Consider the following 16,707-nt stretch of genomic DNA (forward strand, 5'->3'; position numbering starts at 1 on the left):
CAGTTGCTCGTGGACAAGGCACTGGATGACTCCCACCCAGCCACTTGACCTGATGATCGTGCCGCTCCTACAGTTCAAAGAACAATAAAGATCAAATTGTGGGAGCTGGCTTGCCTGCGATGACGCTGTGTCAGCCAGCACATCCGGTACTGAAAAACCGCTATCGCAGGCAAGCCAGCTCCCACAGGGGGACCGAGTTCAAAACACCGACCACCCAATCCGCTCACTCAACAACTCCAACGCCTTCATCCCCGCCAGCGAGTTGCCCGCCGCGTTCAACTCCGGCGACCACACGCACACCGTAAACTGCCCCGGCACTACCGCGACGATCCCGCCGCCGACCCCGCTCTTGCCCGGCAGGCCCACGCGGTAGGCAAAATTGCCCGCCTCGTCATACAGCCCGCTGGTGGCCATGATCGAGTTCACTTGCTTGGTCTGGCGCGCCGTCAGCACCTGCTCGCCACTGTGGGCACTCACGCCTTCGTTGGCCAGAAAGCTGAACGCTCGGGCCAGGTCCAGGCAGCTCATCTGCAAGGCGCAATAGTTGAAGTAGCTGTGCAGCACCGCGTCCACATCGTTATGAAAGTTGCCGAACGACTTCATCAAGTAGGCCATGGCCGCATTGCGCGCACCATGCTGGGCTTCCGACTCGGCCACAACACTATTGACCAGGATTTGCGGGTTGCCCGACAGCCGCCGTACAAAGTCGCGCATCGACAGAATCGGCACGGCGAAGCGTGACTGGTTGATGTCGCAGATCACCAGCGCGCCAGCGTTGATAAAGGGGTTGCGCGGGCGGCCACGTTCGAATTCCAGCTGCACCATGGAGTTGAACGGCTGCCCCGAGGGCTCGTGGCCCAGGCGTTCCCAGATGGTTTCGCCACCATGGTCGATGGCCTGCACCAGGCTGAAGACCTTGGAAATGCTCTGCACCGAAAACAGCGTATCGGCATCACCGGCGCAGTAAGCCGCGCCGTCGTTGCCGTAGACCGCGATGCCGAGTTGGTGGGCGGGCACGTCGGCCAGCGCGGGAATGTAATCGGCAACTTTGCCGAGGCCGATCAAGGGGCGCACTTCGTCGAGGATCGACTCCAGCAGCGCCTGCATAGCTTGTCCTGTCATCTTTGTTTGAATCAGTGATAAACGAGGCGCGGAGGATACTTCAGTGGGCGCGCAACACCCACACAATCTCTACCACCCGCTCGGCAACCACCACGTAGATCAGGATCAATAACAGTTGCAACGCCAAGTGATAACGCAACTTGGCCAGCCGGCGAATGCCGTCGCTGACGTTCAACAACATCAGCAGCGTCGACAGCACAATCAAGCCCCACCCCGCGACGCTGGAAGCAAACAGACCGATCAGCAAATCGTGCGGCCCCACCAGCGCGTTGGTCCCCGCCGCAAACAACAGCGCGCAGACCAACAGGTTCTTGACGTTGTCAAAAATCTGCGTGCTCAGGTCGTTTTCCAGCAACGCCAGATACCGCGTCCATAAAGTGCGCATGCTTGATTACCGAGTGGGAAGGCTCGTCAATCAAGGTAGTTCAATTGTGGACGCTGTCGAGCTTTGGCCAGGCTTAGAAATGCGCCACATCCGACACTTCTGTGTCCAGCACGTCCTGGGCCAGCGCCCAGGCGCGGTCCTTGGATTCCACCACCAGCAGCGGGTAGCCCCAGGCCTTGCCGAACGTCACGGCGAAGGGCTTGAGAGCCAGGCGCTTGGCGGCGCTGGGCTCCACCTGGATCATGCCTTTGACGTAGGCGCGCAAGGCTGCTTTGTTTTTCTTCATCCAGATAGAGGCGCGCTTGCGCTCTTCGTGGGCGTGTTCGTGATTGTTTTCATCCACGGTTTTTTCGTGCAGCAGCAAGAAGGGCTGCTCACGGGCCAACAAATGTTCGAAGGTCAGTAAGGCATCTTCCGGCCCGCCGTCGTTAGGCGCGTCGAAAAAGATTTTCACCACGGGGAAAGTCGAACTGTCGAGTCGCATGGCTAAGCTCCTTGGATGAGATTGGTTCTCATCATAGAGCGCAGGTCGCTGGACAGCATTGCACAGAATAGCCAGAATGTTTCGCAATCCAGCCAAGGCAGTTCCCACCATGGTTCATCACCGCCTCGACCTGTACGACCCCTGCCGGGTTCGCGACGCCGCCGCCATCCCTCGCTCGATAGTGGCCGTGGGCGCCTCGAGTACCTCCGAGCGCTGGGAACATACCCCTCACCACCATCAACACGGGCAGTTGATCTACACCTTGCGCGGCGTGGTGCATTGTGTGATCGAGGCGGGTATCTGGATCGTGCCGCCGCAATGCGCGTTGTGGATTCCCGGCGGGGTGACCCACGCGGCCCGTGGCGCTGGCGAAGCGGACGTGTATTGCCTGTTGATCAACCCGGACGCCGCCCGCGCCCTGCCCCGGCAATGCTGCACACTGTCGGTGTCGCCATTGCTGCATGAGTTGATCGGCAAGGCGGTGAGTTTCCCGCAGCTCTACGACGAAGACGGCGCCCAGGGCCGGCTGGTGGCGACATTACTCGATGAGTTGGCCCAGGCCCCCATCGAAGCCCTGCATCTGCCGATGCCCCAAGACCCGCGCTTGCATCGGCTGGCCAACATCCTATTGGCCAACCCCGGCGACAAATCCACCTTGGGCGAATGGGCCGTGCGCATCGGCATGAGCGAACGCAGCATGACCCGCCTGTTGCTGGAAGAGATCGGCCTGAGCTTCGGTCGCTGGCGCCGGCAGTTGCATGTAATCCTTTCACTGCAGCGCCTGGCCAACGGCGAGAGTGTGCAGAGCGTGGCGCTGGACCTGGGTTATGAAAATGCCAGCGGGTTTATCACCATGTTCCGCAAGGCCATGGGCCAACCGCCGGCGCGTTACCTGGCGGACCGAACGGGTGCGCCGAGCCAGGCAGCACAACCCAGCATTGCGATGCGCGAGGTTATTGACTAAATGCAATTTACTGATAAAGGAAGAGACTCATGATTTTTTATTTTAATAATTAGGTTAGAACCAATCGGCATTTTACAGCCGTGCCCGTGCCCTCTATTTTCCCCCTACGAACCGACCCCTTGCCCGGTGGAGGCTTGTTTACCCACCTCGACAAGGACCTGACCATGAGCATTGAATTCATTGGCTATATCGGCGGCCACCACGCCTCGGAAATCCACCCGCGCAGCGGCCCTACCCTGCAACCGGATTACGTCGAAACCGTGGCGCGCGCCCACGAAGCGGCGGGGTTCGACCGCGCACTGGTGGCATTCCATTCCAACAGCCCGGACAGCACGCTGATCGCGGCCCATGCCGCCAGCGTCACTACCCAGTTGCAGTTTCTGATCGCCCATCGCCCAGGTTTTGTCCAACCCACCTTGGCTGCACGCCAGTTCGCCACCCTGGATGTGTTCAACGGTGGTCGTACCGCCGTGCACATCATCACCGGTGGCGACGACCGCGAACTGCGCGCCGACGGTAGCCATATCGGCAAGGACGAACGCTACGCGCGCACCGATGAGTACTTGAGCGTCGTGCGTCAGGAATGGACCCGTGAGCAGCCGTTCGACTTCACCGGCACTTATTATCAGGTGGAAGGCGCCCACTCCACGGTGAAGTCGCCACAACAGCCGCATATCCCGCTGTATTTCGGCGGTTCTTCAGCGGCGGCGATTGCGGTGGCCGGCAAGCACGCGGATGTCTATGCGCTGTGGGGCGAAACCTATGAGCAGGTGCGCGAGGTGGTGACCCAGGTGCGCGCCGAAGCGGCCAGGCATGGGCGTACGATTCGCTTCAGTTTGTCGTTGCGACCGATCCTCGCCGCGACTGAAGAATTGGCGTGGCAGCGTGCCGAGCAAATCTTGCAGCAAGCCACGGCATTGGCCGAAAAGGCGGGGTTTGTACGCCGCGAACCGCCAAATGAAGGCTCGCGACGCTTGCTGGCGGCGGCGGCGCAAGGTTCACGGTTGGATAAACGCTTGTGGACCGCGATTGCCGGGTTGCTCGGAGCGCAAGGCAACTCCACAGCATTGGTGGGCACGCCGGAACAAGTTGCAGAGGCGCTGTTGGACTATTACGACCTGGGGATTACCACGTTCCTGATTCGTGGGTTTGACCCGCTCAATGATGCGATTGACTACGGCAAGATATTGATTCCCCTCACTCGTCAGCTGGTCGCCGAACGGGAACGGGCTCAACAAGTGGCTTGATAGTACAGAACAACGATGGTTCCCACGCGAGCGTGGGAACCATCCATAAGCGACTCAGTTCTTGTAGTCGGTATCGGTACGCTCAAGCTGGCGCACCAGCGCATTCCAATGCCGCGCCACGCCCGGTCCTTCGCCATTGCTGAATACCTTGGCTTGCTGTTCAACCTTTGTCACCACCTCTGCCGGTGGGAAGATCAACTCGGCATTCCCCGCCGCCTGTGCGGCGATCTGGATGTTGCACGCTCGCTCCAGGCTTTGCAGTTGCTGGAAGGCGTGCTCGACGCTGACGCCGCCCGTCAACAAGCCGTGGTTACGCAGGATCATCACACTCTTGTCGCCCAGATCCGCCACCAGCCGTTCACGCTCATCCAGGTCCAGGGCCACGCCCTCGTAGCCGTGGTAAGCCACACGACCCGAGAACGCGATAGAGTGCTGTGAGATCGGCAACAACCCCTGCTTCTGGGCCGACACCGCTATACCGTCGCGGGTGTGGGTGTGTAGCACCGCTTGCAAGTCATGGCGCGCGCCGTGGATGGCGCTATGGATCACATAGCCGGCGTAGTTGATGCCCAGGCCGGTGGGGTCAGCGACGATAGTGCCGTCCAGATCCACTTTGACCAGGTTGGAGGCGCTGATTTCGTCGAACAACAGCCCAAAAGCATTGATCAGGAAATGCGCCTCGGGCCCTGGCACCCGGGCCGAGAAATGCGTGTAGATATGATCAGTCCACTTGTACAACGCCGCCAGTCGGTAGGCTGCGGCCAGCTTGACCCGCACCTCCCACTCTTGCGGTGTGACCCGCTGGCGCACATTGCTCAAGACACTGGAAATCGGCGTGACGCTGCTCATGGCAAATCTTCCTGGATGGCCTAAAGGGACTCCAAGCAAGACTAGGGGATGGTCATAAATAATAAAAAGCACATTTTAATCTAAGCTAATTATTATATTTATTTATAAAAAAGCAGCAGTGGCAGCTTTCAGGCCGCCACGGGAGCAAGCGCCCTCGCCACCGATCAACTCAGCAGGTTCAACGCCCGTTGTTGAGCTTCTCATTGATTGCATCCGTTTGCCGTTCAATGTCCTTGATCGAGGTCGGCGTCACGACTTTGTCGATGGTTTCGGTCTTGGGATTGGCTGGTTCAAGCGTCTGCCCTTTGGTGGCCTCGGCATTACCTTTTTGCGCGTCTTCAGAGCTGATGGGGTCGGGGGTTTTATCGGTAGTGCAATCCTCCTGGCAATGGCGGGCCGCTGAGATGACGGCCCTGTGCAGCAGAACCCTGCGAATCCGGATTGGTTCAAGTCAATTGCCTTGCCTCACCACTGGGCAAAAAAGCGCAAAAAAATTTAAACCTTTTACCCACCTCTCGATTCAACAGTCAGGTAACGGCATCCCGCCATTTCCAAGGAGAGACACCATGAAAACTCGACTGATGAAACCGATGGGCCTTACCTTCATGCTGATTGCTGGCTCGATGTCCACCGCAATGGCGGCGACCTCCAACGACTTTGTCGACAACGCCGCACAGGGCGGTATCACCGAGGTGGAAGCGGGCAAGCTGGCCCTGGAAAAAAGCAGCTCGGCGGACGTAAAAACCTTCGCCGAGCATATGGTCACCGACCACACCAAAGCCAATCAGGAACTGATGGCCCTGGCGAAAAAACTCGATATCGAAGTACCTGATGACGCTGCGCTCACCGACAAGGCGAAAAAAGCCATCCTGGAAATGCGCGATGAATCCTTCGACAAGGCCTACGCCAACAACCAGGTGGCGGCCCATGAAAAAACCGTCGAACTGTTCAAGAAAGAAGCGGCCTCCTCGGACAATCCCGAGCTGAAAGCCTTCGCCACCAAGACCCTGCCCACCCTTGAAGCCCACCTGAAAATGGCCAAGGAACTGCAAACCAAATACGCCCATTAATCGATCCATGACCCCAGGAGACACTCGACCATGAGCTCGCAACTCAACGGCAAGCACATCCTCGTCATCACCTCCAACACCGGTATCGAGCGCGACGAACTGCTCAAGCCGCTGGAGACGCTGCGTGGCTACGGCGCGACCGTGACGCACGCCTCCAGCAAAGGGGGCACTACCCAGACATTTGTCGGCGACACGGAAAAAGACCAGACCGTGGAATCCGACGTGCAACTGTCGGATGTTGTCAGCGCCGACTTCGATGCGCTGGTCATCCCGGGCGGCACGGTCAATGCCGATACGCTGCGCCAGGATGCCGCCGCGTTGCGCTTGATCAATGAGTTCGTGCAGGCCGGCAAGACCATCGCGGCAATCTGTCACGGGCCATGGACCCTGATCGACGCTGGCGTGGTCAAGGGCAAAACCCTGACTGCCTATAAAAGCGTGCGCATCGACCTTGAAAACGCCGGCGCTGCCGGCGTGGTGGATGCCGAGGTTAAAGAGTGCCAGGCCAATGGCTGGACCTTGATCACCTCGCGCACGCCGGACGATCTACCGGCGTTCAATGAGGCGATTGCCAAGGCCGTCGGCGGCTGATCGGTTGACCGCAATGAAAACAGGCGCCCGATGGGCGCCTGTTTTTTATCACTCACCGCTTCAGCTTTTACGCTGCTGTGCCATCTCACGCTTGGGCCCGAACATTGCCCACGCAATCAACCCCAGCAGCGGCACGAACACCAGCACCACCACCCACAACCCCTTGGTCTCCCATCCGCCAGTGCTGCGCAAAACGATATTGATCGCCCAGAGTTCCAAGAGCAGCAGAACCACCGCCAATACGATCCAGATATATTCAATTTGCATGATTCACCTCCTGAAGTCTAAGCGTTAGGTCAAGCAGATGCCCCAAGGGTTCCATTAGAATTTTCCTGGCCACACTTTATGGCCGCCCGTTGCGCTGGAGCGTCAGCAACCTGTTGTGCGTTGTGCAATCTCAACGCGGCCCGACCATGCAAGCTGCACGATCTCCAAGCACACAGCAAAACACAACCAACTGATTTATAAGATAATTTTTAACAATAAAAGTTGGTACGCCTGATGCAACCTTCCTCACCACGAGGCGCGCACTTCGACACGCCCGCATCCCCCCGTGAGGTTACCTATGAACGCCATCGACCTGCTCAAAGCCGACCATGAACGCGTCAAGACCCTGCTGACCCAGTTAAGCGAATCCACTGAACGCGGGGTAAAAAAGCGTACCGAGTTGTTGGCCAAACTCGAAATGGAGATCACCCTGCATACCCAACTCGAAGAAGAGATCCTCTACCCCGCGTTCAGAAAAGCCGGGGGCAAGGAACAGGACATCATGTACCACGAAGCCAAGGAAGAGCACCGCACCGTCGACTCGCTGGTACTGCCGGACTTGAAAAAAACCGACCCCTCGTCCACCGAGTTTTCCGGTCGCGTCAAAGTGGTCAAGGAGTTGCTTGAGCACCATATCGAAGAAGAAGAAACCGAGATGTTCCCTCAGGCCAAGAAACTGCTGGGTAAAGCGCTGCTCGAAGAGCTGGGGGCCGAGATGGAAGCGATGAAGGCCGCGCACAAAAAAGCCATGGCGAAAAAACCGCTGGCCGCGTAACGGCTACCTCCTCACCGCAAGGTTCGCGCGACAGTGACCCACAGGCACTGTCGCGCTATCGATCTAGACCGATGATTTCTCCTCGCTCACTCAGCGATCCGGCCGACCGAGCCGGCCTGGCGCCCCATGCTAGCGTGCCATGGCCCTCGGCAGTGGCCGCGGGCTTTCAGGAGATTCATCACAATGGACGCGCGTTCCCCCACCTATACCCACCTGTTCAAAGAGGACTGGCACCTGCTGTGTTCGGCCTCCTCCATGGCGGCAATCGACTCCCCGATCGCCTACCTGAAGGCGTTATACCTGTTTGCCCAAGCGCTGGAAAAAAGCGGTAAAGGCAAACAGCCCAAGGTCACCCTCGACCAGCGTCGCCCCGAACTCAAGACACTGCCCCTGGACGAACGTAGCCTCAGCGCTGTGATTCCTCAACTCTCGATGATCAACGAAACCCTGTCGCGCCAGATCGACGCTCACCTCAAACAAACCCGCCGTGAATACCGCGGCCGTTCCCTTGATGAGGTGCTTGGCAAGCAACGGTTCCCCTTCGTGCTGCCGTTCGAACGTGCGCATCGCCAGTGCTGGCTCGGTTTGTCCGGCGGCAAGCCACAGTTGGGCGAACTCAGTTACCGCATCAGCCTCAAGCTGCCCACCAGCCAGCGTGCGCAAAACACTTACGGCGTGGTCAGGCACGAGGCCTATGAAGCGCAACGTTTGCTGTCCGGGCTGAGCCCTGCCCAGCAGGTGTTATTGACGGAACCCTTTATAAAAAGCACGGAGCACGTACAGATAAAGGATTTTTTCGCCCAGCACTATGGTACCCAGGAGCAGCCCCTTGAGGCGTTGGCCCACTGGTTGCAAAAAACCGGACTCACCGCCGATCAAACCGAAGCGCTACTGGCCTGTGGGAAGTATGTGCCGGTGCTGTCGGGCCACGTCTTGGCAAGCGCCCTGCCAACGCCGCCGGCCAAGCTGCGCCTGCACAACGGTGCCGCGTACGTGAACGGGCCGATCACCGAGGCCGGCGCGTCCCAGTCGCCCCTGTCGATCGCCGTGCAGGACAAGGGTGGCGCCCGCCTGCACAATACCTCACGGGAACGTTACCAGCGCCTGCACCGAATGGTCCGCCTGCAACGCTGGACGCAGTTGCCCTTTGACGCGCTCGACGCTCTGTTAACGAGCGTCGTGCGCCGTGAACACGAGGGTGACCCGACGCGGCCCGCCAACGACAACACCCTACGGGCACTGGGCGTCTATCGCTATCTGGAGCGCCGTTACGGCCTGTCATTGCAAGCCTTTGCGGCCGTGCTGGATGAGATACCGGTGTGGGCACCCCGCACTCGCCTGTCGCTGTACGACGAGTTGTTCAACCCCGGCCCGTTGTCAGGCCAGGCATTGACGCTGGACAGGCCAACCCTGGCGTTGAAAGAGGAAATCCCCACAACCCTGCGCCACCCGCTCTGCGCCGGCCTGCACCTGAGCGATACCCCGGACTCGCTGCACTGGCTGATCAAGCAGGCCCGCCTGCATCTACCCGCCTCTTGCCCGACACTGACGTTTTATAGCGCGCTGTATCGCCAAGCCCGGATCGCGCAGTTGTTCGGGCTGTCAGTGCTCGACAGCTACCAGGTGGCGGCGCTGCTGGGCGGTAAGGATTACACCGCCCAACTGGTCAACCCGAGCCTGCGTCGCTCGGGCGTCAATGCCCCTGCCGACCTGCTCGATGTACTGATGCAAATGGACTGGCTGGTCACCTGGCTCAACGACACGGGGCAAACGGTTGATCAGCTTCGCCGCCAATTGCTATTGGATCCCCAATCCCCACCGCCCCACGTGCAAACGTACATCACCCAACTCGATGAGTTGATCGAACTGACCCGGCATGGCCTGCTGGCGCAGGAAGACCTCGCTGACCTGTCGTTGCCCCAACCCGAGGCCGATACCAAGGCCGCGCCCATTGCCTGGCATGCCCTCATCGTACAAGGGCTGCTGCACAGCCAACCGCAGCTCAAGCCCGCGCCGCCCAAAGAACTGCCCAATGGGCTTGTGCAACTTATCGAAGCCCAGACCCTGAGCCTGGACGCCGAACGCAACGCGGTTCTGTGCGACGACGCCAAACAAGCAGTGACCAAGAAGCTGGGCGCGTTCTACCAACAAATGCAGCCGCTGAAAGAAAAAATCGACACGCTGCTCAATGCCCCCGCGCACCTTGCCGGCGACCCGGACGCGTACCTGCAATGGCGCAAACTCGTGGTTCGGCACATTGCCCGCACGGCCACAGCCGACTCCACCACGGAGCTGCACAAAAATGTGTTGCTGAGCCTGCCGGATGCCGAAGTGTCCTTGGGGCTCGCGGTGAGCCGTGAGGCGTTGCAGGCCTTCGTGTTTCATCCACACTGGCTGAGTACAGACTACACAGCGAACTCGCTGCTCAAACTGACGCTGAACACGCTGTACCTGCTGCAACGCTTTGCCCACTGCCTCAACACCTACGGGCTGGCCCAAGACAGCGTGCTCGCCTATTTGCAGTGCGCCAATTCACCCTCCGTTGAAGGCTCCGCCGTGGCTGACGAAGGGGCGTGCACCGCGCAACTGGCCGCGTTGCTCAAGTGGGATGTGGATGAAATCAACCTGCTCGTTGAATACCTGCCTGCCAAACAGGTGAAGACCCTGGCCGACCTGGACTGGCTCCTGCGTTGCCATGAAGCCGTCAGGCTCACCGGCCTCTCCGCCAGCGCCTTGCTCAAGGCGGCCGACCTGCATGCCACCTTGATGAATGAAGACTGGCAATACGTTGGCTCGGCGTTGAGCGCCACAGCACCCTAACCCCGTTGTATTACGCCTGGTTCAAGGAATGACCATGTCTGACACCCTCACCCAACACCTCAACGAACACCTGCGCGACGCGATGCTGGGGTTCTACCTCAACAGCGTGCTGCCTGAAGACAAGGCAGTGGCCGATACGGTCAAGTCCGTCGACGATGTCTATGCCTATTGGCTGCTCGACCCCCAGGTCAGCCATACGGTACCCACCACCCGTGTCGCCAGCGCCATTGCCAGCCTGCAGCAGTACATCACCGGCATTTACCTGGGCCTGGAGCCTGGCTACGACGAACAGGGCATGAGTGCTGACGAGCAAACCCAGTGGCGAGACCAGTTGCTGTCCTATTCACTGTGGCGTGCCCACCAGCAACTTCAGCATTACCCGGCCACCTACCTGAGCCCCACATTGCGCCATGACAAAAGCGACAACTTCAGGCAACTGGAGAACCAGCTCAACCAATTTCGCATCGAGCCTGCGCCGTTGCAGGCAGCCGCCCACAGTTACCTCAGCCGCTTCGAAGCACTTGCCAACATCAAGACCCTTAATGGTTATATCGACGGCGATAAAGACAGCTTCGCCAGCAGCACTTATTACTTCACCGGCAAGTCCAGTTCGGATAACACCTATTACTGGCGCACACTGGAGATGGCCACGAGCGCCGCAGCCACCCCGACAGCCTGGTCCGCGTGGCAAAAGATCCCGCTGTCGATTGACGATAACGTCCCCGAACAGACGATTCGTCCAGTGGTGTTCAACGGGCGCCTCTTCGTGGTGTGGGCCCAATGCATTAACCCGACGTCGTCAAGGGACATCACCCCGATTGGGCGCGGCGATGTTGAATCGAAGAAGGACTACCAGCAGCGGCTGGAAACTCGGATAAAGACCACCTACCTGCAGTTTCGCTTGTACTTCTCCTATAAAAAACTGGATGACAGTTGGCACGTGCCACAGGCGTGCATCCAGGAATACAGCCTGGCCCAGGGCCTTGACGACCTGAGCGCGGAAGACCTGATGAGTGCCACCGCGTCCATCGCCGTACTCGACTCAAAAAGCCAACCGCCGGCACTGTTCTTGGGCCTGAGCGCGCAGCCGAACCATCAAACGGCTTCCTCGCACAACGGCCTGCATCGGCACTTCTTTCATGCGGTACGGCTGGATCAACACTTCAACGTCCATTGGCTTGAAACCCTGGGCAGCACCCGACGGATGTTCTCCTGGCATAAAGAATCGGAACTGGCCGGGCGGTACCTGGCCCTGTTCGGGCACCACAACAGGTCCAGGTTTCAATTCAGGGCGCCCGAAACGGTCCAGGTCGCAGTTCAATCGCTGACCAACGGTACGCCCCATGCGACTACCAACGGCTGGAACTACGGAGGAAGCCAGCAGTACATTCGCAGCCTGTCGGCCAACACCGATATCAAGTAAACCCGAACGACCTCGGTACGGGAAGTCACCACCCGCCTGGATAAACGCTTCGAGCCACACCGCACCGTCAGGTTCAGGAAGGCAGATGCGCTGGTCAATTTGACCATCATCCTCAGCAGCAGCGGGCCTGCCCAGGACGACACGCTGGCGTTAGGCCCCACCTCGGAGATTTTTCTGGAAGGCGCCAAGCTGGTCACCTTCTCCAACGTGCGCATCGACTTAACCCTCAAGTGCAATGAGACCGGGGTCAGCTATGCCCAGTTTATAAAGGATGAAAAGAATCAGGCGGCGACCTTTACCCTGCCGCAGATTGGTAAAGATGAAGAAAACCCGAAAAGCACAACCTTTAATCTGAGCGCAAAACGCATTCGCCAAGAGGCCTTCGACTATTTTTTCAATACGCAGGACGCCACCTATACCGTCACGCTGGCGTTCTTTAACATTCAGGGAAAGTCAGAGACTCATGCATACGACTTAGAGTTGGATAAGGTTCAGGTCCAGCAGAAACAACGCCTGTACAAACCCGTGTTGATGTATCCGAAACAGGCGAATACCGTTTTACCGGAAAGCCCACACCGCAATAACACGGTACTCATTGGCCTGGCAGACGCCTCTCGGCGCACCCTGCGCGATACGTTCACTGAACTCTCCAAGACGCACACGCTTGAGTCGCAGATCGAACTCTCCCCCCAGACCTTGCAGCCTTATGACGAGGACCTCGCTAAAACACCGGCCTCCACATTGACGCTGATTCACGGCGTGTTGCTGCTGGAAAGCGATGTGCATTACCCCGACCCCATCATTCTGGGCTACGGGCTGAAAACTGCGACCTTCACCCTGCCGCCTGATAACAGCGCGCCCATCATTCCGCTGGCTCCGTTTATCCAGCGCCTCGCGACTCCACCCTATGGCGCGGCAGAGTTCATCGACTTCAACGGGTCTGCTATCGAATCCCTCGACACGCCTGAAAACAAACGGCCGCCCATACGCACCAACACCTGCGTGGCCGGGCTGCTGGCAAAAACCGCCGGCACAGGTTTGCATGAGCTGTTTGCATTGGCGCCGGATGCCTGGCGCGAGCCGCCATTGCCAGGCGAGGAAAAGCCCAGCCCACTGGACTTCCAGGGACCCCATGGCACCTATTACTGGGAGTTGTTTCTTTACCTGCCCTGGCTGTTGGCACAACGCCTGAACCAGGAACAGCAATACGCCGAGGCCGAAACGTGGATACGCTACGTGTTCGATCCCGCGCACCCATCCGACTTCTGGCGCCTGCCTGCGCTGCTTACCAGTGCGCCACAACGCCACGACGCTTCATCCCTGTCGCACCCATTGGCAAAAAGCAGTGCGGTACATTTTCGTCAGGCGCTGTACCTGTTGTACGTCGACATCCTGCTCAATCGCGGGGACGCGGCCTACCGGCAAATGACCCGTGACGGCCTGGCCGACGCCAAGTTGTGGTACATCCGCGCCAAGGGCTTGCTCGGGCCAAGACCGCCGCTCAACCCGGTCGATCCCTGGGCAACCACCACCCTGGACACACTGCAAGACCCTTCCACGCTCGACAGCACGACAGTGCCTGCGGGTGCCTCGCGGCTGTGTCGGTCCCTGAGCCCTGATTTGCTGCTGCGTTGGGACAAAATCGAAGCTCGCCTGCACAACCTGCGCCATCACCTGGACCTGACCGGCAAACCCTTGAGCCTGCCGCTGTACGCCACGGCCCTGACGCCGCAAACGCTGCTCGCTGCGTACCAGCAAGGCGCTGTCGGCGTCAGCCTGCGCCCGTCGCTGCTCACCGCCCAGGCCGCGCACTATCGCTTTCAGGTGCTGCTGGGGCATGCCTTGCAGGCGGTCGATAACCTGATCCAATTGGGCACGACCTTGTTATCGTTGTTCGAACGCAAAGAGCAGGCCCAGTACCTGGAAACCCAGCAACAGCAAGCCTGGGACTTGGCCAGGCTGGCTGTCGAGCAACAAGCCCAGGCCGTGCAGTTCGATGCGCGGAACAAGGAGGCGCTGCTGGCAGGACGCCGTATGGTCGAAGCGCGGGTGGCGTTCTTCGAACAGCAACTCAAGCGTGGCATCAGCCCGGCCGAGGCCCAGGCCACCCAGGAGTATCAGGACAGTGCGCGCTGGGACACCGCCGCCGCCGTGGCACAAGCCGGCGCGGGGCTGGCGATGCTGATACCGAATATTTTTGGCACCTCCAACGGCGGCGTGCGCTACGAGGGCGCTTTTCACGCCCTGCACGCGGCGTCCCAAGGCATTGCCAATGAAAAGCGTGCCAACGCTGCCCACTTGGACCGCACCGACCTGTTTGCAAGGCGCGCCGCCGAGTGGGCCCATTCGCTGGAACAGGCACGCCTTGAGCTGGCCCAGGTCGACGCCCAACTGCAGGCATACACCGAGCAGCAAGCCCATACCCGCTTGCAACTGGGCCTGGCCCAGGCCAGCTTCACCCAAGCACGCACCCTGTACGACCAACTCGGCAAACGCTTCACCAACGCCCAGCTGTATCAATGGCTCAACGGCCAGTTGTCGACCTTCTACTACCAGGCCTATGACTCGACGCTGTCACTGTGCCTGGCGGCCGAAGCCTGCTGGCAGGAAGAGCGCGCGCAGTGGGACAAGCACTTCATTCAAACCCAGCCCTGGACCCATCAATACCGAGGTTTGAGTGCCGGCGAAGCGCTCAAGCACAACCTGCTGAGCATGAGCAGCGCCTACCTCACCCACAACGAGCGTTTGCTGGAGATCACTAAAACCGTGTCGTTGCGCCATCTGCACAGCAAAGACCCTGTGGCGACGCGCGACAAGCCCTGGGCCACGCTTAAAGCTGACCTGGTGAAAACTGGCACCATGACCTTTGAACTGACCCTCAAGCTGTTCGACGACGATTACCCCGGCCACTATCTGCGGCGCATCAAGCACCTCAGCGTGTCCCTGCCTGCCACGCTGGGGCCTTATGAAGATATCAAGGCCATCCTCACCCAGACCACCAACACCACGCACCTCACCCCTGCGGCCAAACACACCGAAGCTGCGGTAAAAAAAGACCTGCGCGCCAAGCAGCAAATCGCCCTGTCCAGCGGGCTCAACGACAGCGGATTGTTCACCTTGAACTTCGACAGTGACGAGCGTTACCTGCCGTTCGAATACACCGGGGCCATCTCCACCTGGCAACTGACCTTTCCCAACCACACCCGGCAAAACGGCCTGCTCGAATCCCTCACCGATATCATCGTGCACCTGCGCTACACCGCTAAAAACACCGGAGGTCAACGATGAGCGTGCAGCCGCCCGACCTCCTGGAACCGAAGATTCCTGCGCTGCCCAAGGGCGGTGGCGCCATCCAGGGCCCCAGCGCGCAATGGGGCGCCGTGGGCGCGCGGGGCGAAGCGTGCCTGGAGGTGCCCTTGCCGATTTCGCCCGGCCGAGGCTTCACGCCTGCATTGAGCCTGGGTTATCGCAGTTCCCAGGGCAATGGGCCCTTCGGACTCGGCTGGGGGGTGTCGGCAGGCGCCATCAGCCGTGATACCCGCAAAGGCGTACCGGCCTACGGTGATGACGACCGTTTCACCAGCCCCCAAGGCATCGACATGATCCCTGAGCGTGATGCCGACGGCGCAATTCGGGCCACAACCTGGGACCACTATAACGGCCTGGCCCTGGATGAACCCCACCGGGTGGTGCGCTATTTTCCGGTGATAGAAGCGCACTTCGACCGTATCGAGCATTGGTCCACCCCCAGCGACAAGGCCGGATTCTGGCTGGTTCAGGGTGCGGACGGCTGCGTGCACCTGTTCGGCAAGACGCAGATCGCGCGCTGTGCGGACCCGAACAACAGCCCACGTGTAGCCCAATGGCTGTTGCAGGAAAGCTTCAACCCGCTGGGTGAGCAGATCTATTACCACTACAAACGCGACGACCAGCCGCCAAGCGCCGCCAGGGACTATCGCGCCCAGCGTTATCTGGCGCGGGTGTGCTATGGCAACCTCAAGCCCCTTGAGCACCTGGCGCTGTGGCGCGCGGACGCCCTCGCTGACAAGCAATGGCACTTCGAACTGCTGCTGGATTATGGCGAACGCCACACTGGCCTGAGCCAAGTGCCGACCTATGCCGAACAACACGCCTGGCCGGTCCGCAACGACCCGATCAGCAGTTATGCCTATGGCTTTGAGCTCGGCACCCGGCGGCTGTGCCAACAAGTGCTGATGTTTCATTACTTCCCCGATGAGCCGAGCCTGGGCGCCGAGCCGGTGCTGACGCGGCGCATGTTGCTGGAGTACACCGATCGCCACGCCATCGGCAGTTGCCTGTTCGCCGTGCACAACCAGGCCTATGACGCCCAAGGCACCGCCAGTGCCTGGCCGCCCTTGGAACTGGCCTACAGCGTCTTCGGGCCGACACTGGAAACCGCGCACTACGAAACGTTCGACGCCATGGCGGGCATCAACGACGGGCAGCATTACCAGCTGGTCGACCTGTACCGCGACGGCTTGCCGGGCATCCTGCACCGCATCGATAAAAGCTGGTACTACCGCGAGCCGCTGAGGGCCCCCGGCCCAGCTGACAGCAATGCGCTGGCGTATGGGCCCTGGCAGGCGTTGCCACGCATTCCCCTCGCTGATAGCACCCAGGCCACGCGCCAGGCGCTGGCGGATCTTAACGGCGATGGGCATCTGGAATGGGTGGTGGCGCAACCGGGGC

At 59.9% G+C, this 16,707-nt stretch carries 15 protein-coding genes; 9 read left to right on the forward strand and 6 right to left on the reverse strand.

The annotated features are described in order from the left end of the window. Positions 1–198: 198 nt before the first annotated feature. From glsB to GIW04_RS16710, 3 genes are all read right to left on the reverse strand, one after another. Positions 199–1,107 (reverse strand): glutaminase B, encoded by a 909-nt coding sequence (gene glsB, locus GIW04_RS16700; RefSeq protein WP_003191719.1) that lies wholly within the window; start codon positions 1,105–1,107, stop codon positions 199–201. 55 nt (positions 1,108–1,162) lie between these two features. Then, complete coding sequence (locus GIW04_RS16705; protein ID WP_003191720.1) at positions 1,163–1,507, reverse strand: hypothetical protein; 345 nt, start codon at positions 1,505–1,507, stop codon at positions 1,163–1,165. 73 nt (positions 1,508–1,580) lie between these two features. Continuing rightward, a complete protein-coding gene (locus GIW04_RS16710) occupies positions 1,581–1,991 on the reverse strand; it encodes a hypothetical protein (protein ID WP_003191721.1) in 411 nt (136 codons plus the stop codon). A 109-nt stretch (positions 1,992–2,100) separates the two neighbouring features. Between GIW04_RS16710 and GIW04_RS16715 the strand changes: the two genes are divergently transcribed. Further along, positions 2,101–2,955 (forward strand): AraC family transcriptional regulator, encoded by an 855-nt coding sequence (locus tag GIW04_RS16715; protein ID WP_120248203.1) that lies wholly within the window; start codon positions 2,101–2,103, stop codon positions 2,953–2,955. Positions 2,956–3,119: 164 nt separating this feature from the next. Beyond that, positions 3,120–4,202 (forward strand): LLM class flavin-dependent oxidoreductase, encoded by a 1,083-nt coding sequence (locus tag GIW04_RS16720; protein ID WP_032900700.1) that lies wholly within the window; start codon positions 3,120–3,122, stop codon positions 4,200–4,202. 54 nt (positions 4,203–4,256) lie between these two features. On the opposite strand, the gene GIW04_RS16725 is transcribed toward GIW04_RS16720, so the two are convergent. Beyond that, the gene (locus GIW04_RS16725; protein ID WP_120248141.1) at positions 4,257–5,051 is read right to left on the reverse strand and encodes a class II aldolase/adducin family protein; all 795 of its coding nucleotides are present in this window, start codon (positions 5,049–5,051) and stop codon (positions 4,257–4,259) included. 178 nt (positions 5,052–5,229) lie between these two features. Beyond that, positions 5,230–5,457 (reverse strand): hypothetical protein, encoded by a 228-nt coding sequence (locus tag GIW04_RS16730; RefSeq protein WP_120248204.1) that lies wholly within the window; start codon positions 5,455–5,457, stop codon positions 5,230–5,232. A gap of 160 nt (positions 5,458–5,617) precedes the next feature. Between GIW04_RS16730 and GIW04_RS16735 the strand changes: the two genes are divergently transcribed. Further along, a complete protein-coding gene (locus GIW04_RS16735; RefSeq protein WP_003191727.1) occupies positions 5,618–6,121 on the forward strand; it encodes a DUF4142 domain-containing protein in 504 nt (167 codons plus the stop codon). Between the two features lie 30 nt (positions 6,122–6,151). After that, positions 6,152–6,712: a type 1 glutamine amidotransferase domain-containing protein gene (locus tag GIW04_RS16740; RefSeq protein ID WP_003191729.1), complete on the forward strand. Its 561-nt coding sequence runs from the start codon at positions 6,152–6,154 to the stop codon at positions 6,710–6,712. Positions 6,713–6,772: 60 nt separating this feature from the next. Here the strand turns inward: GIW04_RS16740 and GIW04_RS16745 are convergent, their stop codons facing one another. Next, positions 6,773–6,979, reverse strand: a complete 207-nt coding sequence (locus GIW04_RS16745; RefSeq protein ID WP_003191730.1) for a hypothetical protein — start codon at positions 6,977–6,979, stop codon at positions 6,773–6,775. Positions 6,980–7,277: 298 nt separating this feature from the next. Here GIW04_RS16745 and GIW04_RS16750 point away from each other — a divergent pair, with 298 nt between their 5' ends. From GIW04_RS16750 to GIW04_RS16770, 5 genes are all read left to right on the forward strand, one after another. Next, positions 7,278–7,754: a hemerythrin domain-containing protein gene (locus GIW04_RS16750; protein ID WP_003191732.1), complete on the forward strand. Its 477-nt coding sequence runs from the start codon at positions 7,278–7,280 to the stop codon at positions 7,752–7,754. A gap of 183 nt (positions 7,755–7,937) precedes the next feature. Next, the gene (locus GIW04_RS16755) at positions 7,938–10,574 is read left to right on the forward strand and encodes a Tc toxin subunit A (protein ID WP_120248142.1); all 2,637 of its coding nucleotides are present in this window, start codon (positions 7,938–7,940) and stop codon (positions 10,572–10,574) included. Between the two features lie 34 nt (positions 10,575–10,608). Next, positions 10,609–11,997 (forward strand): neuraminidase-like domain-containing protein, encoded by a 1,389-nt coding sequence (locus tag GIW04_RS16760; RefSeq protein ID WP_236479066.1) that lies wholly within the window; start codon positions 10,609–10,611, stop codon positions 11,995–11,997. A 99-nt stretch (positions 11,998–12,096) separates the two neighbouring features. Continuing rightward, the gene (locus GIW04_RS16765) at positions 12,097–15,285 is read left to right on the forward strand and encodes an insecticidal toxin protein (RefSeq protein ID WP_236479067.1); all 3,189 of its coding nucleotides are present in this window, start codon (positions 12,097–12,099) and stop codon (positions 15,283–15,285) included. Next, the coding region (locus tag GIW04_RS16770) for a SpvB/TcaC N-terminal domain-containing protein (RefSeq protein WP_268939244.1) at positions 15,282–16,707 on the forward strand (1,426 nt) is incomplete at its 3' end. The genes GIW04_RS16765 and GIW04_RS16770, both read left to right, overlap by 4 nt.

This window comes from Pseudomonas sp. PA-4-8C, from assembly GCF_021606625.1.
Lineage (GTDB): Bacteria > Pseudomonadota > Gammaproteobacteria > Pseudomonadales > Pseudomonadaceae > Aquipseudomonas > Aquipseudomonas lactis.